The organism is Knoellia locipacati (genome assembly GCF_044791685.1).
In the GTDB taxonomy this organism is placed as follows: Bacteria; Actinomycetota; Actinomycetes; order Actinomycetales; family Dermatophilaceae; genus Knoellia; species Knoellia locipacati_A.
The window spans coordinates 3,817,621-3,842,065 of record NZ_CP087730.1 but is presented as its reverse complement, the minus strand read 5'-3'; the positions used below and the strand labels follow the sequence as shown (position 1 = coordinate 3,842,065).

Annotated in this window: 21 protein-coding genes; 8 read left to right on the top strand and 13 right to left on the bottom strand. The window is 69.7% G+C overall.

Translation table 11 applies throughout. The features are described 5' to 3' along the window. The first annotated feature begins 38 nt into the window (after window positions 1-38). On the top strand, window positions 39-974 hold the full coding sequence (locus LL946_RS18020; RefSeq protein ID WP_404383158.1) for a hypothetical protein: 936 nt from the start codon (window positions 39-41) through the stop codon (window positions 972-974). A gap of 84 nt (window positions 975-1,058) precedes the next feature. Then, a complete protein-coding gene (locus tag LL946_RS18015; protein ID WP_404383156.1) occupies window positions 1,059-2,369 on the top strand; it encodes a chaplin family protein in 1,311 nt (436 codons plus the stop codon). Between the two features lie 191 nt (window positions 2,370-2,560). On the opposite strand, the gene LL946_RS18010 is transcribed toward LL946_RS18015, so the two are convergent. The 4 genes from LL946_RS18010 to LL946_RS17995 all read right to left on the bottom strand — a co-directional run bounded on the left by LL946_RS18010 (window position 2,561) and on the right by LL946_RS17995 (window position 6,906). Then, on the bottom strand, window positions 2,561-3,403 hold the full coding sequence (locus LL946_RS18010; RefSeq protein ID WP_404383154.1) for a carbohydrate ABC transporter permease: 843 nt from the start codon (window positions 3,401-3,403) through the stop codon (window positions 2,561-2,563). A gap of 8 nt (window positions 3,404-3,411) precedes the next feature. Then, on the bottom strand, window positions 3,412-4,539 hold the full coding sequence (locus tag LL946_RS18005; protein WP_404383152.1) for a carbohydrate ABC transporter permease: 1,128 nt from the start codon (window positions 4,537-4,539) through the stop codon (window positions 3,412-3,414). Between the two features lie 2 nt (window positions 4,540-4,541). Further along, a complete protein-coding gene (locus tag LL946_RS18000; RefSeq protein WP_404383150.1) occupies window positions 4,542-5,795 on the bottom strand; it encodes an extracellular solute-binding protein in 1,254 nt (417 codons plus the stop codon). 82 nt (window positions 5,796-5,877) lie between these two features. Continuing rightward, on the bottom strand, window positions 5,878-6,906 hold the full coding sequence (locus LL946_RS17995) for a LacI family DNA-binding transcriptional regulator (RefSeq protein ID WP_404383148.1): 1,029 nt from the start codon (window positions 6,904-6,906) through the stop codon (window positions 5,878-5,880). A 165-nt stretch (window positions 6,907-7,071) separates the two neighbouring features. Here LL946_RS17995 and LL946_RS17990 point away from each other — a divergent pair, with 165 nt between their 5' ends. Genes LL946_RS17990 through LL946_RS17980 form a run of 3 tightly spaced genes read left to right on the top strand, consistent with a single transcriptional unit; the run spans window position 7,072 to window position 10,687 of the window. Continuing rightward, entirely contained in the window at window positions 7,072-9,132 is a 2,061-nt protein-coding gene (locus tag LL946_RS17990) for a glycogen debranching N-terminal domain-containing protein (protein WP_404383146.1), read from the top strand. A gap of 35 nt (window positions 9,133-9,167) precedes the next feature. Further along, window positions 9,168-9,836 carry a metallophosphoesterase gene (locus LL946_RS17985; protein ID WP_404383144.1) on the top strand — a complete coding sequence of 223 codons (669 nt, stop codon included), beginning with the start codon at window positions 9,168-9,170 and terminating at the stop codon, window positions 9,834-9,836. Window positions 9,837-9,838: 2 nt separating this feature from the next. Further along, window positions 9,839-10,687 (top strand): chromosome partitioning protein ParB, encoded by an 849-nt coding sequence (locus tag LL946_RS17980; protein ID WP_404383142.1) that lies wholly within the window; start codon window positions 9,839-9,841, stop codon window positions 10,685-10,687. 45 nt (window positions 10,688-10,732) lie between these two features. Here LL946_RS17980 and LL946_RS17975 read toward each other — a convergent pair whose 3' ends face one another. From LL946_RS17975 to LL946_RS17935, 9 genes are all read right to left on the bottom strand, one after another. After that, window positions 10,733-11,944 (bottom strand): ABC transporter ATP-binding protein, encoded by a 1,212-nt coding sequence (locus tag LL946_RS17975; RefSeq protein WP_404383140.1) that lies wholly within the window; start codon window positions 11,942-11,944, stop codon window positions 10,733-10,735. 32 nt (window positions 11,945-11,976) lie between these two features. Beyond that, on the bottom strand, window positions 11,977-12,810 hold the full coding sequence (locus tag LL946_RS17970; protein WP_404383138.1) for a carbohydrate ABC transporter permease: 834 nt from the start codon (window positions 12,808-12,810) through the stop codon (window positions 11,977-11,979). A 1-nt stretch (window position 12,811) separates the two neighbouring features. Continuing rightward, complete coding sequence (locus LL946_RS17965) at window positions 12,812-13,789, bottom strand: carbohydrate ABC transporter permease (RefSeq protein WP_404383136.1); 978 nt, start codon at window positions 13,787-13,789, stop codon at window positions 12,812-12,814. Next, window positions 13,786-15,078, bottom strand: a complete 1,293-nt coding sequence (locus LL946_RS17960; RefSeq protein WP_404383134.1) for an ABC transporter substrate-binding protein — start codon at window positions 15,076-15,078, stop codon at window positions 13,786-13,788. Before LL946_RS17960 ends, LL946_RS17965 begins: the two co-directional genes overlap by 4 nt. Window positions 15,079-15,165: 87 nt before the next feature. Further along, entirely contained in the window at window positions 15,166-16,380 is a 1,215-nt protein-coding gene (gene cobA / locus LL946_RS17955; protein ID WP_404383132.1) for a uroporphyrinogen-III C-methyltransferase, read from the bottom strand. Continuing rightward, window positions 16,368-17,684, bottom strand: a complete 1,317-nt coding sequence (locus LL946_RS17950) for a sulfate adenylyltransferase subunit 1 (protein ID WP_404383130.1) — start codon at window positions 17,682-17,684, stop codon at window positions 16,368-16,370. The genes cobA and LL946_RS17950 overlap by 13 nt, the downstream gene beginning before the upstream one ends. A gap of 74 nt (window positions 17,685-17,758) precedes the next feature. Beyond that, window positions 17,759-18,700: a sulfate adenylyltransferase subunit CysD gene (gene cysD / locus LL946_RS17945; protein WP_404383128.1), complete on the bottom strand. Its 942-nt coding sequence runs from the start codon at window positions 18,698-18,700 to the stop codon at window positions 17,759-17,761. Then, on the bottom strand, window positions 18,697-19,413 hold the full coding sequence (locus LL946_RS17940) for a phosphoadenylyl-sulfate reductase (protein ID WP_404383126.1): 717 nt from the start codon (window positions 19,411-19,413) through the stop codon (window positions 18,697-18,699). The genes cysD and LL946_RS17940 overlap by 4 nt, the downstream gene beginning before the upstream one ends. Next, window positions 19,410-21,113, bottom strand: a complete 1,704-nt coding sequence (locus tag LL946_RS17935) for a nitrite/sulfite reductase (protein ID WP_404383124.1) — start codon at window positions 21,111-21,113, stop codon at window positions 19,410-19,412. Before LL946_RS17935 ends, LL946_RS17940 begins: the two co-directional genes overlap by 4 nt. A gap of 127 nt (window positions 21,114-21,240) precedes the next feature. Here LL946_RS17935 and LL946_RS17930 point away from each other — a divergent pair, with 127 nt between their 5' ends. From LL946_RS17930 to LL946_RS17920, 3 genes are all read left to right on the top strand, one after another. Then, window positions 21,241-21,672, top strand: coding sequence for a hypothetical protein (locus LL946_RS17930; RefSeq protein WP_404383122.1), 432 nt, complete (start codon window positions 21,241-21,243; stop codon window positions 21,670-21,672). A 150-nt stretch (window positions 21,673-21,822) separates the two neighbouring features. Continuing rightward, window positions 21,823-23,700 carry a 1-deoxy-D-xylulose-5-phosphate synthase gene (dxs, locus tag LL946_RS17925; RefSeq protein WP_404383120.1) on the top strand — a complete coding sequence of 626 codons (1,878 nt, stop codon included), beginning with the start codon at window positions 21,823-21,825 and terminating at the stop codon, window positions 23,698-23,700. Window positions 23,701-23,773: 73 nt separating this feature from the next. Further along, a complete protein-coding gene (locus LL946_RS17920) occupies window positions 23,774-24,412 on the top strand; it encodes a class I SAM-dependent methyltransferase (RefSeq protein WP_404383118.1) in 639 nt (212 codons plus the stop codon). Window positions 24,413-24,445: the final 33 nt, after the last annotated feature.

Genomic DNA, 24,445 nt, shown 5'->3' with positions numbered 1-24,445 from the left:
AGGCCATTTCGGACTAGTACCTGTGGGGGGTGATGACAGTGGAATCGTGGTCCCGTCGCGTGAGCCTCGGCCGGCTTCTGCTGTCCGCCGCCTTCGTCGCGTTCGCCTTCGTTCTCGCGTCCTGGACCTCCGCGCGGGCCGACGACAAGGGCCTCCTCGGCGTCGTCGCCGAGTCGGTTCCACAGGTCGCCGACGTCACCGAAACCACGACGGAGCTGGTCCGCTCGACGACGGCCGCTGCCCCGGTGGGCACCGTCGACGAGGTCGTCGCCACGTCCGTCGACGCGGCCTCGACCGTGGCTGAGAAGCCCGTCGAGAGAGTGGACGCGACGTCCGAGGCCATCGTGTCGCCGACGACGAAAGCCCTGTCGCACAGCGCTTCTGGCGGCGTTGTCACCGTGAAAGAGGTCGCGCCGGCGTCTGAGACCGTGATCGACCCGGTCGTTGCTGTGGTCGCCCCGGTCATGGACACGGTCGAGGCTCCTCCGGTCACCAAGCCGTCCGACGTCGTCGACGCGGTCGTCGACGTGCTCGAACCGGCAACGACACCCCCTGCGACCCAGACCCATGTCCCCGGCGACGCTGCTGCGGCACCAGGTGTGAGCCGTGCGGTGTCTGCTGCGGGTCAAGGGCCGACTGCCACGGCCACGGCGCCGGGCGCTGACCTTGCCGACGATCCTGCGGGCTACGACCGCCGTGCCGTCACCGCGGCGACGGCCGCCGACGTCGTCCGCCAGCCCTCGACACAGTCGGCGAGCGGAGGACCTGCTTCGCCCACGCCGTGGTCGCCGTCGGGTCTCTCGGGTGTCACGGGAGGCGTGCCGTCTGCCGGGTCCTCGGCGTCGGGCGGCAGCGAGCTCGCGACGACTCCGCATGACCTTGCGCTGCCCCAGACCCGTTCTGCTGCAGCGCCATCGCGCCTGTTCACCCTGAGCCGTGGTCCCGCGCTCAACCCTGGTTCTCGGCCTGATTGATGCCGCTCCGGCGCCCCGTGAGGCGCCGCCAGAGCAGTGCCCGCAACCGCGGGCGTCCACGCATCAATCGTGAAGGGAACGACCATGCACGCATCAATGAAACGAGGGCTGCGCATCGCCCTCGTGGTCGGCGGAGGGATCATCCTCTCCGCCCAGGCACACGCAGATGACACGAACGGATCGGAGAGCCTCCTCGGTGGCAACCAAGTGGTGGCTCCGGTCGCCCAGCCGGTGATTGTCAATGGGAACTCGGTCTCGGTGGTGGGTGACTCCAGCAGCGAGGACTCCACGACGAGCTCTGGCTCTGACTCTGGCTCTGGCAGTGGTGACGCGTCGACCTCGGGTGAGGACTCGGCTGCTGGTGGCAACCAGGCCAGCACTCCGGTATCGGTGCCGGTGACTGTGAGTGGGAACTCGGTCTCGGTGGTGGGTGACTCCAACAGCAGGGACTCCACGACGAGCGCAGGCTCCGACTCGAGCAGTGGTGACACGTCGACCTCGGGTGAGGACTCGACCGCTGGTGGGAACCAGGTCACCGCTCCGGTGACCGCGGGCGGGAACGCCGTGTCGGTGGTGGGTGACACGAGCACCGAGGGTGCTGCTTCGAGCTCCGGCTCGGATGGTGGCGCTGCTGCTTGGGGGTCGACCTCTGGTGAGGACTCGGCTGCTGGTGGGAACCAGGTCACCGCTCCGGTGTCGGTTCCGGTGACCGCGGGCGGGAACGCCGTGTCGGTGGTGGGTGACTCGAGCACCGAGGGTGCTGCTTCGAGCTCCGGCTCGGATGGTGGCGCTGCTGCTTCGGGGTCGACCTCTGGTGAGGACTCGGCTGCTGGTGGCAACCAGGTGGTGGCTCCTGTGGGCGCTCCGGTGACCGCGGGCGGGAACGCCGTGTCGGTGCTGGGTGACTCGAGCACCGAGGGTGCTGCTTCGAGTTCCGGCTCGGATGGTGGCGCTGCTGCTTCGGGGTCGACCTCGGGTGAGGACTCGGCTGCTGGTGGCAACCAGGTCACCGCACCGGTGTCGGTTCCGGTGACCGCGGGCGGGAACGCCGTGACTGTCATCGGAGACTCCACGACCGAGGGGTCCACCACGACCCCGAGCGGACCGGTGGCTCCGTCCACTCCGACGGAACCGTCCACTCCGACGGAACCGTCCACTCCGACGGACCCGACCACCCCGACTGACCCGACCGACGGTCGTGACGACGCGGCCTCGGCACCCAGCCGGGGTGCAGGTGTCACGCGGGCCTCGATCACCGGCGTGGTGTCCGGGAATGTGGGCAACCTCGCCCAGACCGGCACCGACGTGTCCGGTCTCCTCGGTGCGGCAGCCTTCCTTCTGCTGGGTGGCCTCTTCCTCACGGCAGCCGGTCGTCGCAGGGTCGTGGTGGCCTGACCTGGGGCAGCCGCACATAGGGCCAGCCAGGGCTGGCTCAGCCGGGGTCGGTGGCACCGCCACACCGACCCCGGCTCGGCCCTGCGGTTGTGCCGGCGCGCACCGACGCGGTCAGGAGACGACGACACCGGTGCGCCACGCGGACGTGACACACCGGCATACGTCGCTTCTGGTTCCGGATCGACAGCGACTCAGCCCTTGACGCCGCCCTCGTTGGCGCCCGAGGTGAAGTGGCGCTGGAAGAGGAAGAACAGGATCGCGACCGGGATGGTCGTGAGCAGGGCCGCACCGAGCTTGAGCGGGTACTGCGTGCCCGCGCTGAGCTCCCCACTGGCCAAGCTCGCGAGCCCGGTGACGAGGGTGCGCTTCTCGACGTCCTGCGTGACGACGAGGAAGTGCGCGAACTCGTTCCAGGAACCTTGGAACGACAGGATCGTCAGCGTGATGAGCGCAGGCTTCGCCATGGGGAGCACCACCGACCAGAAGGTCCGGAAGACGCCGGCACCGTCGATTCGGGCGGCCTCTTCGATGGAGACGGGGATCGAGTCGAAGAACTGCTTCATGATGAAGACGCCAGCGGCATCGACGATGAGGGGGAGGATCATCGCCGTGTAGGTGTCGTAGATGCCCAGATAGTTGACGATGAGGAACTTCGGGATGAGCAGCGCCACCCCGGGGACACTCATCACGGCGAGAACCGTCGCGAACATGAAGCCACGGCCGCGGAACTTCAGCCGCGACAACGCGTACCCGGCGAGGCTGTCGAGGAAGACCCGCAGGGCGGTGACGATGGTGGCCACGAGGAAGGAGTTCTTGGTCCAGGTGGGAATGGGAACCGCCGCGCCACCCTCGAGTCCGAAGATCCGCTTCCACGCATCCAGGTCGAGAGGGTTGGGGATCAGGCTGAGGGGGTCTTGCGTGGCCGCGGGGTTGGACTTGAAGGAGGTCGCGATCTGGATGAAGAAGGGATAGATGAAGACGACCGCGAACAGGACGAGCAGGGCGTAGAAGACCAGCAGCTTCCACGTGGGCATGCGGTGGGTCATTTCCTCGCTCCGGTCTGGGTGTTGGAGGCGGCGATGCTCGCTGCGCGCGCCTTGCGCCGGGGTGTCACGTCGCGGTCGCGCAGGAGCCACCGCTGGGCCGAGGTGAGCGCGACGATGAGAGCGAACACGACGAACGAGATCGCCGCGCCCGTCCCGTAGTCGAGACTGGTGAAGGACTGCTTGTAGGACAGGAAGGCCGGCGTCAAGGTCGTGTTCGCGGGAGCGCCCTTGCCCATGACGTAGATCTGGTCGAACACCTGCCACGTACCGATGAGGCCGAGGGTCGTCACCAGGAAGAAGGCCGGCTTGAGCATCGGCACGGTGACGTGTCGCATCTTCTGCCAACCCGTGGTGCCGTCCAGCATGGCGGCCTCGTCGACCTCGACCGGGACGTCCTGCAGGGCCGCGAGGAACATCAGCATGAAGGTGCCGGTGGTGGTCCAGACGACGAGGATGATGACGACGCACATGGCGACCGACGGGCCGGAGAACCAGTCCCAGATACTCCGTCCGAAGGCCTCTGACTGGGCGAACCCGGGTGCCTCGTCCATACCGAAGACACTGGCGACGATGTGGAACAGGCCGCGGGCGTCGCTGAACCAGGCGGGGCCGTCGACGCCCAGCTTGCTGAGCACCGCGTTCACCGCTCCCGAGTTGGCGAACAGGAAGATGAAGACGACCGCAATCGCGATCGAGCTCGTCACCGACGGGAAGTAGAACGCGGTCCGGAAGAACCCCTTGCCCTTGAGGAACTTGTTGTTGACGATCACGGCGAGGAAGAACGACAGAGCGGTCTGGAGCGGTACGACGAAGAACACGAACCAGAAGTTGTTGCCAATGCTTTGCATGAAGTTCTGTCGCCGCAGGCCGTCCTCGGCGAACAACGAGGTGTAGTTGTCGACTCCGACGAAAGCCGCGTTCTTCCCGCCCGTGAAGGGCGACCCGTTGCCGTTCCAGCTGGTCAGGCTCACGTAGAAGGCCATGAGAACCGGGATGAACAGGAACACACCGAGGATCAGGAGCATGGGGGCGGTGAAGAGCCAGCCCGCCGTGCCGTCACCCTTGCGGGGCCCGTCGCCGCCGGAGGACCTCCGGCGGCGACGGGAGGGGACATCACTCGTCATGGTCACTTCCCGCCGAGGGCGGCGTCGCCGTTCTTCTGGAGCGACTCGAGGATCGCCTTGGGGTCCTTCGTCCTCAGCTGCTCGAGGTCGGTGTTGAACGCGGCCATGACCGGGTCGAAGCCGGGCGCATTGACGGGTCCCTGACCGTACTCACCACCGGCTGCGAAGGCTGCGTCGTCCGGGAACTCCTGGGCGTACTGCTTGCTGCCGTCCTGGGTCGACGGCATGACGCCGAAGGCCTTGGCGAACGTCATCTGCTGCTCCGTGCTGGTCAGCGACTTGACGAGGTCGACCGCAGCGGCCTGCGACTTCGACTTGGCGGCGATGCCCCAGCAGTTGCTGAAGAGGAGCGTGCCCTTGCCGCCCGGTCCCTCCGGCAGCTCGACGACCTTGGCCTTGATGTTAGGGAAGTCCTTGGTGAGGGCGCCGCGGATCCAGTTGCCCTCGATGGTCATCCCGGCGACGCCCTTGCCGAGCGCCTCGCCACCCCAGCCGGAGTCGACCTCCTTGGCGTACTTCATCGTCCCGGCCTTGAGCATCTTCTGGGCCTGGGCCAGTCCGGCGACGTTCTCGGCGGAGTCCGCCGTGACCTTGGTGCCGTCCTCGTTGACGACCCAGCCACCCGCCTGCTTCATGAAGGCACCGAGGCGGGCCCACTCGCCGCTGACCACGAGGCCGGTGACCTTGCCGTTGGTGAGCTTGGTGGCCGCGGCCTCGAGCCCGGCCCAGTCCTTGGGGATGTCGGCGTCGGTGAGGCCGGCCTTGGTCCACAGGTCGGTGTTGATGATGAGTGCCAGCGTCGAGAAGTCCTTGGGGGCGCACTGGAGCTTGTCGTCGTAGGTGTAGGTCTGGACGAGGCTGTCGAGGAAGCCGGCGTCCTCGACCTGGTCGCCGTAGGCCAGGAGGTTGCCGGCCTTGGCGAAGTCGCCGATCCGGGCGGCGTCGGCGTAGAAGATGTCCGGCGGCGTGCCACCGGCGAAGCCCTGACCCAGCTGCTGGTTGAGGTCGGAGGCGACCACGACCTCGGCGGTGTTGCCGGTCTTCTTGGACCAGGCGTCCGCAGCGGCCTTGACCGCGGCGGTCTCGGCGTCGCCGGAGGTGCCGATGAGGATCTGGAGCTTGGACGGTCCGGTCGACTGCTGCGGGGCCGAGGACTCCTCCTCGAAGCCTCCACCGCCGCACGCGGCGAGCGAGAGGACGACGCCTGCGGCGCAGACGATGGCGGCGCGGGAGCGGCGGACGTTGGGGGTGTGCATGACTTCTCCTGGGGTGAGTGGCAGGGACGGTGCTGAATCGGTCGTGCGGGGTTGGCAGGGACGGGGGTGTTTCGGTGGTGCGTCAGGGTTGCGAGCTGGAGCGGGGGACGAGGGTGGGGGAGAGCATCGAACCGGCGAGGTGGCGGCGCCCGGTGGTGAGCTGGTCGTGGACCTGCGTCAGCAGGTCGTCGGCGATGGCGCGGTAGGGCTGCGCGACGCTGGTGAGGCCGTGGGCGAGCGCGGACTGGGAGCCGTCGAAGCCGACGATTCCCACGTCACGGCCCGGGGTCAGCCCACGGGAGAGGAGGACCTCGTGCACCGCCAGGGCGAGCAGGTCGGACGCGCAGACGATCGCGCCACCGCGACCCACCCGCTCGACGAGAGGCCCGGCCGCGACGATGGCCTCGGGGAGGCGCTGCTCGGTCGTGGCCTGGAGGGTGGCGTCTGCGCGCTCGTGGCGCGACGTGGCGTCGACCCATCCCTGATGGCGCTCGTCACCCACGAGGGACCCCGAGGGCCACCCGAGATAGCCGATGGGCCCGTAGCCGCGCGAGACGAGGTGCTCCACCGCCGCGTCGGTCCCTTCGCGACCGTCCACGTCGGCCCACGCGGTGAACGAGGGGTCGTCCCAGACCCGGCCGAAGGACGCGAACGGGATCTCGTTCTCGGACAGCCACGCCGGGCGTGGATCGCCGTGGTGGGTGTCCATGATGACGAAGGCGTCGACGAGCCGGCCGCGCCACATCTCGCGGTACTGCTCGAGCGTCGGGCCGCCGCGGTCGGACCCGAACGTCACGATGTGGCACTCGTGGCTCGGGGCGCAGATCGTCAGTGAGACAAGGAAGGGCGCCAGGGCGTCGCTCAGGGATTCAGCGCCCTGGCCGGTGAGCTCCATGCCCACCGCACCGGCTCGTTGCTGTCGCAGCGAGCTGGCGGCCGTTGAGGGGGAGTAGCCCAGCCGCTCGATCTGTGCGCGGACGCGCTGCAGGGTCTCGGGGCGGACTCGCTCGGGGTGCATCAGGGCGTTCGAGACGGTCTGTCGCGACACGCCCGCGGCGAGCGCGACGTCGTTGACGGTCGCACGGGCTCGGGCGGACGACGGTGTCGCCATGGCAGACCTCCTCGACGGTGAAGAAGCGGTGCGACTGTCGGTTCCCACGCCGAGGCGGTCGAATTTGAACCTTCAAATCACTATAGTTCCTACTGTGACCCGGACCACGTTTGGCTGTCAAGTGATCGAGGGCGTCCGCCGCGGCGCCGAGGATGGGGGACGGGGATGACGCGCTACGTGCAGCCGTGGCTCCACGAGTTCGAGATCGCGGTGCGGGGGAACGTCACCAGCGTGTCGGACCGGCACGGCGACCTCGGCTCACCGGGGACGGGTCTGTTCGTCGACGACCGACGCGTCCTCTCGGTGTGGGACGTCACGGTCGAGGGGGACCGGCCCGCGTGGCTCGCAGCGGCGAGCTCCGGACCGGCGACGACGGTCTCGACGCTCCTGCGCTCGCTCGGCGACGCCGGAGCGGACCCGACGGTCGAGCTCGTCCGTGAGCGGACGCTGGTCGAGCAGGGGATGCACGAGAGCCTCACGCTCGCCTCGCACGCGGCCGAACCCGTCGTGGTGCGCGTCGCGATCCGGCTCGGCGGTGACGGTGCCGACGTGGCCACCGTCAAGGGAGGCGCCTCGGGTGAGGTCCTCGATGCCGTGGCCACGGCGCAGTCCGTGACATGGGAGGACGAGCGGCACACCACGACGTTCACGGCCGACGGCGGGGCCGCCGGTGGGAGCGACGGCGGCGACAGCACCGGCGGCTCGACGTGGGTCTGGTCCACCACGGTCGCCCCCGGCGGCACGGAGACCCTCCGGACGAGCGTGACGAGCAGGCGGAGCGGACATCCGGTCTTCGCGACCGACGCCGGCTGGGACGCGATCAACTGGGACGGCGTCGCAGTCGAGTGCGAGGACCCTCGACCGAGTCGGCTCGTGGCCCAGTCGCTCGCCGACCTGCGCGGGCTCCTGCTGACCGACCCCGACTCCTCCGAGGACGTCTTCGCGGCGGCCGGGACGCCTTGGTACCTCACGCTCTTCGGTCGCGACTCGCTGTGGGCCGCCCGCTTCATGCTCCCGTTCGGCACCGACCTCGCCCGCGGGACGTTGCGCGCGCTCGCCCGGCGCCAGGGGACGACGTCCGACGGCATCACCGCGTCCGGGCCGGGCAAGATCCTGCACGAGGTACGCCGCAGCACCTATGTCGACCCCGTGACGGGGATGACCCTGCCTCCGGTCTACTACGGCTCGGTCGACGCCACCCCGCTCTGGGTCCGGTTGCTCCACGACGCGTGGCGCTGGGGCCTGGACGAGCGGGTCGTCCGCGAGCTCGAGCCGAACCTGCGTGCCGCCCTGTCGTGGATGCGCAGCGAGGCGGAGCGCGGCGACGGGCTGCTGCGCTACGTCGACGCGAGCGGATCGGGCCTGGCGAACCAGGGGTGGAAGGACTCCGGGGACTCGATGCGCCGCAGCGATGGCACGATCGCCGACGCTCCGATCGCCTTGGTCGAGACGCAGGCGTATGCCGTGGCAGCGGCTCGGGGAGCGGCGCACCTGCTCGAGTCGGTCCTGGGCGAGTCGGGCGACGAGTGGCGCTCGTGGGCCGACCGGATGGCCGAGACCGTGCGCGACCGGTTCTGGGTCGACTCCCCGTCGGTCCGCCACCTGGCCATGGCGATCGGTGGCGACGGCCTGCCCGTCGACGGGGTCGGCAGCAACATGGGTCACGTCCTCGGGACGGGCGTGCTCAGCGCAGCCGAGGCGCGGCGCACGGCATACACGCTGACGGCTCCCGACATGCTCGGCGCGGCAGGTGTGCGCACGCTGTCACGGGACAACCCGGCATACAACCCGCTCGGCTATCACACGGGCTCGGTGTGGACGCACGACAACGCGATCGCCGCACTGGGCCTGGCCCGGGAGGGCTTCACCGACGAGGCCGCCCGGGTCCTCTCGGCACTGGTCGAGGTGGGCTCGTGGACCGGCAACCGGTGGCCCGAGCTGTTCGGCGGGGAGCTCCTCATGGGACGACCCAAGCCCTACCCGGCGTCGTGCCGACCGCAGGCGTGGGCCGCTGCCTCCTCCGGTGCCCTCGTCGAGGCGGTACTAGGACTCGGTGCCGACGCGCCCAACCGGATCCTGACCGTCTCCCCGATCAGCCCTGCTCCGTTCGGCGCGATGACGGTGCGCGGGCTCAGGGTCGGCGACGTCGAGGTGTCGCTGTCGGTGAACGCGGACGGTGAGGTCGTGGACGTGCAGGCTCCGGGTCTCGAGGTCGTCGTCGGCTGAGTGACGCCGCCCAGCCGGAGCGGCATACTGGGGCGATGGTGCGGGTCCTCGCCATCGCTGACGAGGTGGACGACTCCCTCGTGGGGGAGCGGCTCACCCGCATCCGACCCGACCTCGTCGTCTGTGCGGGGGACCTCCCTTGGGACTACATCGAGGCGGTTGCCTCGGCCGTCGACGTTCCTGTCGTCTTCGTCCCCGGCAACCACGACCCGCAGGTCGCGAGCACCAAGGTGTCGCGCGCCGGGCTTCACCTCGACGCCGGGATGCCCTGTCCCACACCGCGTCCCGTCGGTGCGGTCAACGTCGATGGCCGCGTGGTCGAGGTCGCCGGCCTGCGGATAGCGGGACTCGGCGGCTGCGTGCGCTACCGCCCCGGACCCAACATGTACTCGCAGCGCGAGTACCACCTCCGTGCTCGCCGGCTGTCGTGGCGGGCCCACCGGCCGTGGCGCTCCTCGCAGGGCTCGGCGGGGGTCGACATCCTCCTCACCCACGCGCCGCCCCTGGGGCTCGGCGACGAGGACGACGGTCCCCACGTCGGGATCGCGGCCCTCCACGGCCTGCTCGACCGGCTGCGGCCGACGTGGCTGCTCCACGGCCACATCCACCCGCACGGGCAGCCACGCCCCGACCGTCGGGTCGGCGACACGACCATCCGCAACGTCGTCCCGGTTCGGGTCTTCGACATCGAGCTGGCGCACTGATCATGGTGTCCGACACCGGCTTCCCCCGCGCCGACGCCGAGGCGGACTTCCTCAAGGTGCGGCGGCAGCAGCGGATGTCCGGTCTGGCCCGCAAGGTGCGCGGCGACGAGGACCGGGTGCTCGCCCTCGACGAGGTCCTCAAGGCCGTCGGCAACCGCGGTGAGCAGTCCCTGGGGGTGCAGAGCATCCCGGTCGACCACATCGTCGGGTCGGTCGACAAGGTCCGCGAGTTCGACCCGAGCTTCCGCCCGACGTCGGGTCGCAACCGGGCCCGGTGGGAACGGCTGGCCGAGGCCGTGCGTCGTGGTCAGCCCATCCCGCCGATCGACGTCTACCAGGTCGGCGACATGTACTTCGTCCGCGACGGGCACCACAGGGTGTCCGTGGTGCGTGCCCTGGGCGACAGCCTCATCGAGGCGGACGTGACGCGGATCCGCACGACGCTCAGCCCGGACGGCATACGGCATCGCGGTGACCTGCGCCGCAAGGCGATGCGCCGGATCTTCCTCGAGCGGGTCCCCCTGGACCGGCTGGCGCGGAAGGAGGTCTCGTGCAACGACCCGGCCGGCTACCCGCTGCTCGCCGAGATGGTCGAGGCCTGGGCGGCCCGTCTCATGTTCCGTGAAGGCGTGCTGCTCACCGCTGCCCACGCGGCGGCCCGGTGGTACGCCGAGGAGTTCTCCATGGTCATGGAGCTCGCCCGCGAAGGCGGGTTCGTCGAGGAGGGCGAGGCCGAGGGCGACGCCTACGTGCGACTGGCCGGAACCCGCTACCAGCTGTTCGGCGAGCACATCTGGTCCGAGGAGGTCTTCGAGGAGATCGCCCGGGCCAAGGGCAAGCAGAAGGGGTGAGCGCCGCCGCCGTCAGCGGCCCTGCGCCCACCCCGAACCGCTCGGTCAGGCCTGGCTGCTCTCCGACCCCGTCTTGGTGCGCTCGACGCCCTTGAGCAGGTTCTCGCCGCTCTTGCCGTCGAAGATCTGCAGCTGGGACGTGTCGTACCAGAGCTCGGCGTCCTGCCCTTGGGCCGTGCGCGCGGCCGGGTCGAGCCGAGCGGTGATCGACGTGCCCTCGCCGTGCATGTCGTTGCCCGCGTCGGCCGCGAGGTCGTCGAGGTCGGCGGAGTGCGCACCCTCACCGCGGACGGTGAAGTAGGCATAGATGTCGGACCCCATCGCCTCGACGATGTCGATCGGGACGGTGAAGCGGGCGCCACCCTTGGCCTCGGGAACGAGCCGGGCGTCCTCGAAATGCTCGGGCCGGATGCCCACGATGACGTCCTTGGAGCCGTTGGCGCTCTCGAGGGCCTGCCGCAGCTCGTCCGGGAGCGTGGACTCGCCGAGCGTGGTGACGACCTTGCCGCCGCCCTCCAGCGTGCCCGGGAGGAAGTTCATCGACGGGCTGCCGATGAAGCCGGCCACGAACAGGTTGGTGGGGTGCTCGTAGAGCTCGGTCGGCGAGCCGACCTGCTGCACGACACCACCGCGCATGACGACCACCCTGTCGCCGAGCGTCATGGCCTCGGTCTGGTCGTGCGTGACGTAGATCGTCGTCGTCCCGAGGCTCTTCTGGATCCGGGAGACCTGGGTGCGCATCTGGACGCGCAGCTTGGCGTCGAGGTTGGACAGCGGCTCGTCCATGAGGAAGGCCTTGGGGGAGCGCACGATCGCGCGTCCCATCGCGACCCGCTGCCGCTGGCCACCCGAGAGGTTGGCCGGGCGGCGGTCGAGGTGCTGGTTGAGCTCGAGCATCTCGGCGGCCTCGCCGACCTTCTTGGCGATCGTCGCCTTGTCGACCCCGGCGAGCTTGAGCGGGAAGCCCATGTTCTCGCCGACGGTCATGTGGGGGTAGAGGGCGTAGGACTGGAACACCATGGCGATGTCACGGTCCTTGGGCGCCTTGTCGTTGACGACGTCGCCGTCGATGAGGAGACGCCCCTGGGTGATGTCCTCGAGGCCGGCGACCATGTTGAGGGTCGTCGACTTCCCGCACCCCGACGGCCCCACGAGGATGATGAACTCGCCGTCGGCGATCTCGAGGTTGAAGTTGTCGACGGCGAGCGCGCCGTCCGGATAGCGCTTGACGACGTTGTCGAGAACGATCTCTGCCATGACTGCTCCTTGGTGTCCTGACGGGTTCCTGCTCAGCCCTTGACGGCACCGGACGTCAGTCCGGCCACGATCCGTCGCTGGAAGAGCAGCACGAAGATGACGATGGGGATGGTGATGATGACGGCCGCGGCCGCGATCGGCCCGGTGGGCTTCTCGAAGGTCGTCGCGCCCGTGAAGTACGCCATGGCGGCGGGGACGGTGCGTGAGTTCGATGTCGACGTGAGAGAGATCGCGAAGAGGAAGTCGTTCCAGCAGCTGATGAAGACGAGGATGGCCGTCGTGAAGACCCCTGGCATCGCCAGTGGCGTGATGACCTGACGGAAGGCCTGGTAGGGCGTGGCCCCGTCCATCTTGGCGGCCTTCTCGAGCTCCCACGGGATCTCCCGGAAGAACGCCGACAGGGTGTAGATCGCCAGCGGAAGGGCGAAGGTGATGTAGGGGATGATCAGGCCGAGCCAGGTGTCGAAGAGTCCCAGGGCGGTCTCGATCTTGAAGAGCGGGGTGACCAGGGCGATCTGCGGGAACATCGCGATGAGCAGCGACAGCGCGACGATCGTCCTCTTGCCGGGGAAGTCCAGCCGGGCGATCGCGTAGGCCGCCATCGTGCCGAAGATGATCGCCACGAAGGTCGCGATGAGGCAGATGCCGATCGAGTTGATGAGCGCCCGCGTGAAGTCCGGGTTGTCGAAGATCTGCTGGTAGCTCGCCCACGACGGTGAGACGGGGAGGAACTTCCCGTCGTTGAGGGTCGCGGAGTCCTTGAGCGAGAGCGAGATGATCCAGATGACGGGCACGAACGCGTAGACGAGCACGAGGATGTTGACCATCGACCAGGTGAGCTTCTGCTTCGTCGTCTCCTGCTGCATGTCAGCGCCTCCCGCCGTCGTCGGACCCCGGGGCGGCGGCCCCGAAGACCTTGATGAAGATGAACGCGATGATGGCGATCGAGAGGAAGATCAGCACCGCCATGGTCGACCCGATGCCGAGGTTGAGACCCCTGATGAGGTTGTTGTAGCCCACCATGGACACCGACGCGGTCTCGTTCGCACCTCCGGTGAGCACGAAGATGTTGTCGAAGACTCTGAAGGCGTCCAACGTCCGGAAGAGCAGGGCCACGAGGATCGACGGCTTGATGAGCGGCACCGTGATCGCCCAGAACCGCTGCCACGCCGAGCCGCCGTCCATCGCCGCCGCCTTGTGCAGGTCCTCGGGCACGAGCGCCAGTCCTGCCATGAGGAGCAGTGCCATGAACGGCACGGTCTTCCACACCTCGGCGAGGATGATGATCGCGATCGAGGACCACTTGCCCGTGAGTGGGGCGTTGTCGCCGGCCAGCCAACCGAGGTCCTGGGTCCAGGCGAAGCGCCACGAGAAGGCCGCCACGACGGTGACGATCGCGTAGGGCACGAGCGCCGAGGTGCGCACGAGGCCACGGCCGACGATGGTGCGGTGCATGACGATCGCGAGCAGCATTCCGAAGATGAGCTCGAAGAAGGCGCTCACGACGGTGATGAACATCGTGATCCCGAACGCCTGCCACCAGATCGAGCTGGACAGGACGGTGACGTAGTTCTCGAGGCCGACGAACTCGTTGGCATCGGGGGTGCGCAGATCGGCGCGGTTCAGGGACAGCCACAGCGCGTAGAAGATCGGGTATGCCGTCACGGCGAGCATGATGACCACCGCGGGTGCGACGAGCTTGAGGCCGAGGTTGCGCTCGGCACGCTTGCCCTCGCTGAACCGCTTCTTGGCGATCTCGGTGCCCTCGTCGGGGCCGTTGCCGCGAGGCTCCGTGGCCTCGTCGATGACCTCGGAACCCGCGGCTTCGGCAGCGTTGGTGCTCACGGCAGAATCCCCTTCCCTTCGAGGGTCTGCGCGATGAGGTCACGCAGTTCGGACGTGGACGACTCCGGGTCGATCGAACTCGGGGGAGAGAGGTTGGTCGAGACCAGCGTCGAGATGTTCTGGTAGACCGGGGTCCGGGGTCGGGGGACCGCGTTCTTGAGCTCCTCGAGCATGACGTCGCCCATGGGGTACTGCTTGCGGAACTCGGCGTTGCTCGTGTAGATGCTCTCGAGGACGGGGGCGTCACCGGCGTCGATCGCGGCCTTGACCTGGTGCTCTTCATTGCGGAGGCACATGGCCGCCTCGTAGGTCTGCTCGGGGTGCTTGGTGTAGCTGCTGATGGCGTAGTTCATGCCACCGAGGGTCACCTTGGGCGGCTCGCCCGCCTCGACGGTGGGGAAGGTCGTGTAACCGAGGTCGGCCGCCACCTCAGGATTGGCTTCCCGCATCGCGGACAGGACGTAGGGCCAGTTGAGGGAGAAGGCCGACCGGCCGGCCTGCAGGTCGGCGAAGACCTCCGGCTCCTGCGCGTTCGAGAGCGAACCACTGACCAGCCCGGACGTGGCCAGTTTCTTGAGGAGCGTCAGCCCCTGCACCGCCTTGTCGTCGAGGGTGACCTCGGTGCTGTCCTCGTTGACGAACGTGCCGCCGTAGGCGTTGAGCACGTTGTTGACGTTGACGACGTAGCCCTCGTACTGAGCCGCCGTGAACCCGATCTGGAACGGCTTGCCGGAGTCCTTGAGAGCCTGCGACTGCTCGATGAGCTGGTCCCAGGTCTCCGGGGGCTCGGGCACGAGGCTCTTGCGGTACCAGAGGATCTGGACGTTGGTCGTGCGCGGGATCGCGTAGAGCTTGTCCTTCCACGTCGCCGTGTCGACGGGTGGCTGCAGCACACCATCGATGGCGGCGTCCTTCTTCTCCCCGGTGAGCTCTCGGATCCAGCCCGCCTCGGCGAACTCGGCGGTCCACGTGACGTCCATCCCCAGCAGGTCGAGCCCGTCGTCCTTGGCCGCGAGGCGCCGGACGAACTGCTCGCGCTGACCGTCGGCGTCGCTGGGGAGGAGGTTGCCGACGATGGTGTACTTGCCCGCCGCCTCCTTGTTGCAGGCATCGATGAGCTCGTCGAACTTCGACGCGGACGCACCCCCGTAGAGGTTGACGACCGTGCCCTCCGGGCCGCTGGAACAGGCGGCGGTGAGGCCGGCGGTGAGGGTCAGGACCCCCACGCTGGAGGCGAGCCGTCGGCCACGTCGGAAGCGGCTCGGTGGGGACTGCTGACGTCTGGACATCTGTCCTCCTCTGACCACGGCACTGTGATCTGGGTCTCACTCAAGACCTTCTGCGAGGTTAGTGCAACCGCTGGCTCTCCAGCGCTTTCAGCTGTGGGCGAGGTCGACGACGTCACCGACGACGACGACGGCGGGCGACTGGACCCGCCGGAAGAGGGCCGTGTCGGCGATGTCGGCGAGGGTCCCGAGCGTGACCCGCTGGTCGGGGAGGAACCCCCGCTCGATGATCGCCACGGGGCAGCTGCCGGGGCGACCGTTGTCGATGAGGATCCTCGTCGTGTCACGCAGCGTGGAGACGCCCATGAGCAGCACGAGGGTGTGGTCGGTTCCGGGCGGGAGGGTCGGGATCTGCTCGTGGCCGGACACGACGGTGAACGCCTTGGCGATGCCGCGGTGGGTCAGGGGGATGCCCGCTGCCGCCGGGACGGCGACCGCGCTCGTCACACCCGGGACGACCTCGACGGGTATGCCGTGTGCCTCGCACGCGAGGCGCTCCTCACCACCGCGTCCGAGGACGTAGGGGTCGCCGCCCTTGAGGCGGACGACACCGTGGCCGCGCTCGGCCTCCTCGACGAGGATCTCGTTGATCCTGTCCTGGGGGACGGGGTGGTGGCCTGGGGTCTTGCCGACGTCGATGACCCGCACCGACGCGGGGAGGCGAGAGACGACGCCTCGGGGTGCGAGCCGGTCGATGACGACGACGTCCGCCGAGGCCAGGAGCTCGTGCCCTCGAGTGGTGAGGAGCCCGTCGGCCCCGGGGCCGCCGCCCACGAGGGCCACCCACCCGGTCTCGCGGGGCCGGTGTCGGCGCAGGTCGAGGTCACCGGAGCGCAGGGCGAGGTCGATCCCGTCACGCACCGTGGCGGCGAGCCGCGCATCACCGTCGGCGTGGACCGCGACCGTGAGGGTGCCGTCGGGGGTCTCGACCCGGGTGCTGGTGAGCACGCTGGCACGCGACGCAAGGGCGTCCGTCTCGTCGACGCACCACAGCCGGCGTTCGTCGGAGTCGGAGCGGATGCGTGCATCCACGTCCGCGTCGCCCGTGGCGGTGTGCACGAGCCACGCCCCGTCGAGGTCGGCAGCTCCGGCGTAGTCGCGCTGGAGCCACGACGCGCGGTCGGGGTGCTCGGCGAGGAGGTCCTGGACCTCCTCGCAGGCCCATGGCGAGACGAGCCGCACGACGGCACCCTCGGCCAGGAACGTGCGCAGGCGTCGACCCGTCACCGGTCCGCCACCGAAGACGGCGACGAGACGACCGGTGAGGTCGAGAGCGACCGGCAGGGCCGGTTTCAGATGTCCCATTCCTCGTCACCCTCCGGTCGGGTCGGCGCCTCGGCCGCGGTCGGCAGGGTCGCGCCGACCATGCCTGCAGCGACCGTGCGGCCGTCGTGCGCATCGATGAGGAGGAAGGAGCCGGCCCGACGCGACGTCGAGTAGTTCTCGACGGGGACGGGACTGGCCAGACGGAGTTTCACGAGACCGATGTCGTTGAGCGCCAGCGCTTCCGACGGCACGGCATGCAGGTCGTCGAGGTCCAGCGCACCGTCCAGCGAGCGCACCGCGGTCTGCACCGTGCGGGAGCCGTGCTTGAGCAGGAGCCGCTGCCCGGGGCGCAGCGGGGCGTCTCCCAGCCAGCAGACCACGGCGGCGATGTCCTGCGTCGGCTCGGGCGCGTCGGCCGCCGAGGCGAGGACGTCACCACGGGAGATGTCGAGCTCGTCCGCGAGGCGAAGCGTGACCGACTGGGGGGCGAAGGCCTCGTCCAGCGAGCGCTCGGCGAGGTCGATCCCGGTCACCGTCGTGCGCTGCCCGGACGGCAGTGCGACGACCTCGTCGCCCACCCGCACGACACCCGAGGCGACCTGCCCGGCATACCCCCGGTAGTCGCGGTGGGCTTCGTCGCGCGCCGCCCCCTGCGGGCGGATGACGAGCTGGACCGGCAGGCGGAAGGGCTCGTGCACGGGGTCGTCGGCCGGCGGCAGCGCCTCGAGGAGCTCGAGGAGGCTCGGGCCGGCATACCAAGGGGTTCGCGCCGAGCGTTCGGCGATGTTGTCGCCGTCGAGGGCGCTCACCGGGATCGCGGTCGCGTCCTCGACGCCGAGCTCGCGGGCGACGGCCTGAACCTCGGAGTTGACCCGGTCGAACACCTCCTGGGAGAAGTCGACGAGGTCGATCTTGTTGACGGCGACGACGACGTGCGGCACGCGGAGCAGCGCGGTGACGGCGAGGTGGCGGCGTGTCTGCTCGAGGACGCCCTTGCGGGCGTCGACGAGGAGGACGACGACGTCGGCGGTGGAGCTGCCGGTGACGGTGTTGCGGGTGTACTGGACGTGGCCGGGGCAGTCGGCGAGGACGAAGGACCGCTTCGCCGTGGCGAAGTAGCGGTAGGCGACGTCGATGGTGATGCCCTGCTCGCGCTCGGCGCGCAGGCCGTCGGTGAGGAGGGCGAGGTCGGCGGCGGTGAGCCCGCGGTCGCGCGAGACGCGCTCGACGGCCGCGAGTTGGTCCGACAGGACGGACTTGGTGTCGTGGAGCAGCCGTCCGACGAGGGTGGACTTGCCGTCGTCGACCGAGCCGGCCGTGGCGAGGCGAAGGAGCGTGCTCATCTCAGGGTGTCCTTGGTCTTGGGGCCCCCGCGAAGTATCGGAGCGAGGGACGAGCGGAGAACTTCGTGGGGATTTCAGAAATACCCCTCCTTCTTGCGGTCCTCCATGGCGGCCTCCGAGATGCGGTCGTCGGCGCGAGTGGCGCCGCGCTCGGTCAGGGTGGAGGCGGCCACCTCGACGACGATCTCGGCGTTGGTCCGAGCCGGGGACTCGACGGCTCCCGTGCAGGACATGTCGCCGACGGTGCGGTAGCGGACGAGGCGCGTCTCGACGGGCTCGTCGTCGCGCGGCTGGCTGCACGGACCGACCGCGAGCCACATGCCGTCACGCTGGAAGACCTCGCGCTCGTGGGCGTAGTAGAGCGGCGCCAGGGGGATGTCCTCACGCTCGATGTAGCTCCACACGTCGACCTCGGTCCAGTTGCTGATGGGGAACGCACGGACGTGCTCGCCGGGCCGGTGCCGGGGGTTGTAGAGGTTCCACAGCTCGGGACGCTGGTTCTTCGGGTCCCACTGCCCGAACTCGTCTCGGAGCGAGACGATGCGCTCCTTGGCACGGGCCTTCTCCTCGTCACGGCGCCCGCCGCCGAAGACGCCGTCGAACCGGTGCTCGTTGATGGCGTCGAGGAGGGGCTGGGTCTGGAGGGCGTTGCGCAGGCCGTCGGCACGTTCGCGCAGCCGGCCGTCGTCGATGTAGTCCTGCACCTTGGCGACCTCGAGCCGCAACCCGAGGCGCTCGACGGTCTCGTCACGGTAGGCGAGCACCTCGGGGAAGTTGTGCCCCGTGTCGACGTGGAGCACCGGGAAGGGGATCGGTGCCGGCCAGAACGCCTTGGCCGCGAGGTGGAGCATGACGACGGAGTCCTTGCCGCCGCTGAAGAGCAGCGCCGGACGCTCGAGCTCGCCGACGACCTCACGGATGATGAGGATCGCCTCGGCCTCGAGGGCGTCGAGCTGGCTGAGGACGTGGGACCGGCTCGTGGGCGAGACCGGTCGTTCCGCGGTGGCGGCGCTCATGTGTGGATCCCGCATTCGGTCTTGGAGAGCCCGGCCCAGCGGCCGGACCGGGGGTCCTCGCCGGGGGCGACCGCCCGGGTGCACGGCTCGCACCCGATCGACGGGTAGCCGTCCGAGAGAAGGAGGTTGACCGGCACGCCGTGGTCGATGGCGTAGTCGGTGACGTCGTCGAGCGACCAGGTGACGAGGGGGTTGACCTTCACGAGGCCGTGCTTCTCGTCGAAGGTGACGAGGGGGGTCTCGGTCCGGGTGGGCGCCTCGTCACGTCGGACTCCGGTCACCCAGGCCTCGTAGCCGGCGAGGGTGCGGGCCAGCGGCTCCATCTTGCGCATGGCGCAGCAGAGGGCGGGGTCGCGGTCGTGCAGGCGCGGGCCGAACTTCGCGTCCTGCTCGGCGACGGTGAGCTCGGGCAGGACGTCGACGACGGTGACGTCGAGCTCGTCGGCGACCCGGGCGCGGGTCCCGAGGGTGTCGCTGAAGTGGTAGCCGGTCTCGAGGAACAGGACGTCGACTCCGGGGGCGTGCTGCGAGATGAGGTGTGGGAGAACGCCTTCGGCCATGCTGCAGGCCACCGCGAGCGTCCCCGGGAACGTCTCGGCGGCCCATCGGGCGACGGCCACGGCATCGGTGTCGTCGAGCGCGGCCCCCTCCACCGCCAGCGCCCGGAGCTCCTCCTCGCTGCGCTTCGTCCCGTGACGGGTCAGGGTGCTCATACCAGCTCCTCCTCGTCGGCCCGGTGGGCCCAGGTGGCGAACGACTCGCCCTCGACGCGCTGCTCCACGAAGCGGCGGACGAGGCGCTCGACGTAGTCGGACAGGTCGGTGGCCTGGATCTTGAGACCGCGCACGGTGCGGCCGAGCCCGGCTTCGTCGCGCTCGGGCGAGGCGAGCCCGCCGCCGAGGTGCACCTGGAAGCCCGGGACGTTGTCGCCGGCGTCGTTGGTCGTGATGAGCCCCTTGAGACCGATGTCGGCGGTCTGGATCCGGGCGCAGGAGTTCGGGCACCCGTTGACGTGCAACGAGATCGGGGTGTCGAGCTCGATCCCGGCGAGACGCTGCTCGAGCTCGGCGATGACAGCCGTCGCGGTGTCCTTGGTGTCGACGATGGCGAGCTTGCAGTACTCGATCCCGGTGCAGGCCATCGTGGTCCGGCGGAAGGGGCTGGGCGTCGCCGTGAGGCCGAGCTCCTCGAGGCCTGTCACGAGGGTCTCGACTCCCTCCTCCGGGACGCCGAGGACGACGAGCTTCTGGTGTGCGGTGAGCCGCACCCCGTCGCCGCCGACCTGCTCGACGAGGTCGCCCAGGCGGGTGAGGATGGTGCCGCTGACCCGGCCGACGACCGGCGCAGCCCCGACGTAGAAGCGACCGTCCTTCTGCGCGTGGACGCCGACGTGGTCGCCGGGACCCTTGGCGGGAGCCGGTGCCGGGCCGTCGGGCAGGGGGCGTCCGAGGTACTCGGTCTCGAGGACCTCGCGGAACTTCGCGGGCCCCCACTCGGCGAGCAGGAACTTGAGTCGCGCCTTGGTGCGCATGCGGCGGTAGCCGTAGTCGCGGAAGATCGAGATGACGCCGTGCCACACGTCGGGGGCGTCCGCCTCGGAGACGAAGACGCCGACCCGCTCGGCGAGCCGTGGTGCGGTCGAGAGCCCACCGCCGACCCAGAGGTCGAAGCCCGGGCCGAGCTCGGGGTGGACGACCCCGACGAGGGAGATGTCGTTGATCTCGTGGACGACGTCGAGGCTCGGGTGCCCGGTGATCGCGGTCTTGAACTTGCGGGGCAGGTTCGACAGCTCCGGGTCGCCGAGCCAGCGCGAGGTGATGTCGCGGATGACGGCGGTCGGGTCGATGATCTCGTCGGCGGCGATCCCGGCGACCGGGCTCCCGAGGAACGCGCGGGGCGTGTCACCGCACGCTTCGGTGGTCTGGAGCCCGACGGCCTCGAGCCGGCGCCAGATCTCGGGGACGTCCTCGATGGCGATCCAGTGGTACTGGATGTTCTGGCGGTCACTGATGTCGGCACTCTCGCGGCCGAAGTCGGTCGAGATCCCACCGAGGACCCGCAGCTGGGTGGGGGAGAGGACCTGGCCGTCGGTGCGGACCCGGAGCATGAAGTACTTGTCCTCGAGCTCGTGCGGCTCGAGCTGGGCCGTGCGCCCACCGTCGATGCCCGGCTTGCGCTGGGTGTAGAGGCCCCACCAGCGGAAGCGGCCGTGCAGGTCCTCGCCGGGGATGGAGTCGAAGCCATCGCGGGCGTAGGTCGTCTCGATCCGCTCACGGACGTTGAGGCCGTTGTCCTGCGCCTTGAACGCCTCGTTGGGGTTGAGCGGCTCGCGGCCGTCGACGGCCCACTGGCCGTGGGAGCGCCCGGTGCGCGGTGGCCGCAGCGCGCGGCTGCCGGAGGCGACGCTCGTCATGGGGTCCTCGATCCTCAATGGGTGGCATTGCTTAGGGGAAGCATAAGAGTCAGTTATGGCATGGACCGAGGGCGGTCCACGATGTGGCCCGCCCTGAGACGCCCTGGAGGGGGATATCATCGAACACATGTTCGATCCTTCGGCGCCACCTCCTCTGCGCCGTGCTGCCAGCCCCGGGTCGCCGGGCGGCTCCAGTCGACCGGGCCCGCCCGGCTGGCCGGATCGTGTCCCGCCGCCGGGGGCGCCCGGCTGGCAGGTGCCCGCCGTCGGCTGGCTCCTCGACCAGTGCCCTTCGGACTACCGCATGTATGCCGTGTGGCGCCGGCACCCGATCGCCCTCGCGTGGGTGACCACGCACCACCTCGACGCGCAGCTGGGAGCGATGCGGACGGCATACCGGGGACTTCGGGTCGACCTCGCCGAACACGTCGAGCCCGAGGGGATCGCGGCGTCGCTGGCAGCGCTCGAGGCCGAGGGGGCCCGCCTCCTGGCGGCGCGACGGGCCGCGGGGCTGCTTCTCGAGGCGATGCAGGGGCACGCCTTCGTGCCGCGGCTCTGACGCGAAGATCCTGCCCCCGCGGCGGGGAGAGGTGTGGGGCCCGTGAACGTTTCGTGTGAGGGTCGCCACCGGGGGCCCTGGGGGAGCGGCGGCCTGTGCGGCAGCACCTAGACTCTTGCGGATGGACATCGGCACCGAGAGGGAGAGCGCGTGAGCGTGTTGGAGCGCATCCAGGGACCTGACGACCTCAAGGCCCTGACCCGACCCGAGCTGGCGACCCTGGCGCAGGAGATCCGGACCTTCCTCGTCGACGAGGTCTCCCGCACCGGGGGGCACCTCGGGCCCAACCTCGGGGTGGTCGAGCTGACGATCGCCATCCACCGGGTGTTCGACAGCCCCCGTGACGCGGTCGTCTTCGACACCGGCCACCAGTCCTACGTCCACAAGCTCCTCACCGGACGCCACGACTTCTCCGGCCTGCGCAAGCAGGGTGGGCTGTCCGGGTACCCGAGCCGCGCCGAGTCCGAGCACGACGTCGTCGAGAGCTCTCACGCGTCGAGCTCGCTGTCGTGGGCCCACGGCATCGCGGCCGGCCGGGTCGTGTCGGGCGAGCGCGACCGGCACACCGTCGCCGTCATCGGCGACGGCGCGCTCACCGGCGGCATGGCCTGGGAGGCCATCAACAACATCGCCGCCGAGCGCGACCTCCCGCTCGTCGTCGTCGTCAACGACAACGAGCGCTCCTACGCCCCGACCCGCGGCGGCCTCGCCGACCACCTCGCGACGCTGCGCACCACCCGCGGCTACGAGCGCTTCCTCGACTGGGGCAAGTCCACGTTGCACCGCACGCCCGTCGTGGGCGGAGCGATGTACGAGACGCTCCACGGCGTCAAGAAGGGCATCAAGGACATCGTCGCGCCGCAGGGCCTCTTCGAGGACCTCGGCCTCAAGTACATCGGCCCGGTCGACGGCCACGACGAGGCGGCGCTGGAGCAGGCACTCCGTCGGGCGCGCGCCTACGGGGGGCCGGTGCTCGTGCACGTCATCACCCAGAAGGGCAAGGGCTACGACCCGGCCGTCAACGACGAGAGCGACCAGTTCCACGCCGTCGGCGTCATCAACCCCGAGACCGGCCTGCCGCTGGAGATCTCGGGCCGGAGCTGGACCGACGAGTTCAGTGACGCCCTCGTCGAGCTCGGCGAGGAGCGCGAGGACATCGTCGCCATCACCGCCGCGATGATGATCCCGGTGGGGCTCGACGCTTTTGCGAAGCGGTTCCCCCAGCGCACCTTCGACGTCGGCATCGCCGAGCAGCACGCCACGACGATGGCTGCCGGACTCGCGTATGCCGGCCTCCACCCTGTCGTGGCGATCTATGCGACCTTCCTCAACCGGGCCTTCGACCAGCTGCTCATGGACTGTGCGCTGCACAGGGCCGGCGTGACGTTCGTGCTCGACCGCTCGGGTGTCACCGGGCCGGACGGCGCCTCGCACCACGGCATGTGGGACATGTCGATCGTCGGCGTCGTGCCCGGGCTGCACCTCGCCGCGCCGCGTGACGGCCAGCAGATTCCCTTGGCGCTCCGGGCAGCCGTCGACATCTCCGACGCACCCTCGGTCATCCGGTTCCCCAAGGGCTCGGCCGGCGACGCGATCTCGGCCGTGCGTTCGGTGTCCGGGGTCGACGTGCTCGCCGAGCCGGACGCCGATGCCGTGGACCTGCTGCTCGTCGGTGTCGGGTCGATGGCAGCCACGGCGCTCACTGTCGCCGACAAGCTCGCCGCCGAGGGCCTTCGCGTGCGCGTCGTCGACCCCGTGTGGGCCCTGCCGGTCAACCCGGTCCTGGGCGACCTCGCCGGCGACGCCGGCGACGCCGGCCGGGTCGCCGTCGTCGAGGACAACTCGGTGTCCGGGGGAGTCGGGTCGCACGTCGTGCAGGCGTTGCGCGACAGCGGTTCCGACGTGCCAGTCGACCTCTTCGGCCTGCCGCGCGAGTTCCTCGACCACGGTTCCCGGGGCCAGGTGCTCGACCGCGTCGGTCTCACGCCGGAAGCCATCGCGGCGAAGCTGCTCGACTCCCTGCGCTGACCGCCACCGCTTCGCCGTTCATGATGGAGACGCGCACTGGTTGACGCCTACGGGGCCACCATGTGTCTCTGTCATGGCTGGGAGCAGGGAGATGGACATGTCGAAGTACGCCCGCATGTATCGGCTGGGCATCGCGCCGTGGGAGCGCTACGCGACGACGGCCGCGGACGGGATCGCCTCCCTGCTCGAACGCGAGGAGAGCGAACGCTCCCGCCCACTGGGCCGGGCCCTGGATCTCGGCTGTGGTCGCGGCAAGTACACCGCCCTGCTGGCGGGACGAGGCTGGAAGGCCGTGGGCATCGACAACGTCCCGGCGGCGATCGACGCCGCCCGGCGCACAGGCGCGGAGGGTGCGACGTACGTCGTGGGCGACGTGACCGACCTTCCTGCGACCGGCCTCGGCACGTTCGACCTCTTCCTCGATGTCGGCTGCTTCCAAGGCCTCAGCTCGCGGCAGCGGGACGCGTACGCCCGAGGCGTCTTGGCCCTGGCGAACCCCGGAGCCACACTGCTGCTGCTTGCCTTCGGGCGCACGTGGATGCGGTCTCTGGTTGAAGGGGTGTCCCAGGGTGAGGTCGAGAGCGCGTTCCGGGGCTGGGAGCTGCTGTCCGCCGATCCCGCGACGACGCAAGGGCTCGGGTGGCCCATGAACCGGACGGGCCCACAGTGGTACCGACTCGGCGGGCACAGACAGGACGACACGGCAGTGTGAGGCTGGAGGCCGCTACCCGGCACTCTCGCCCGG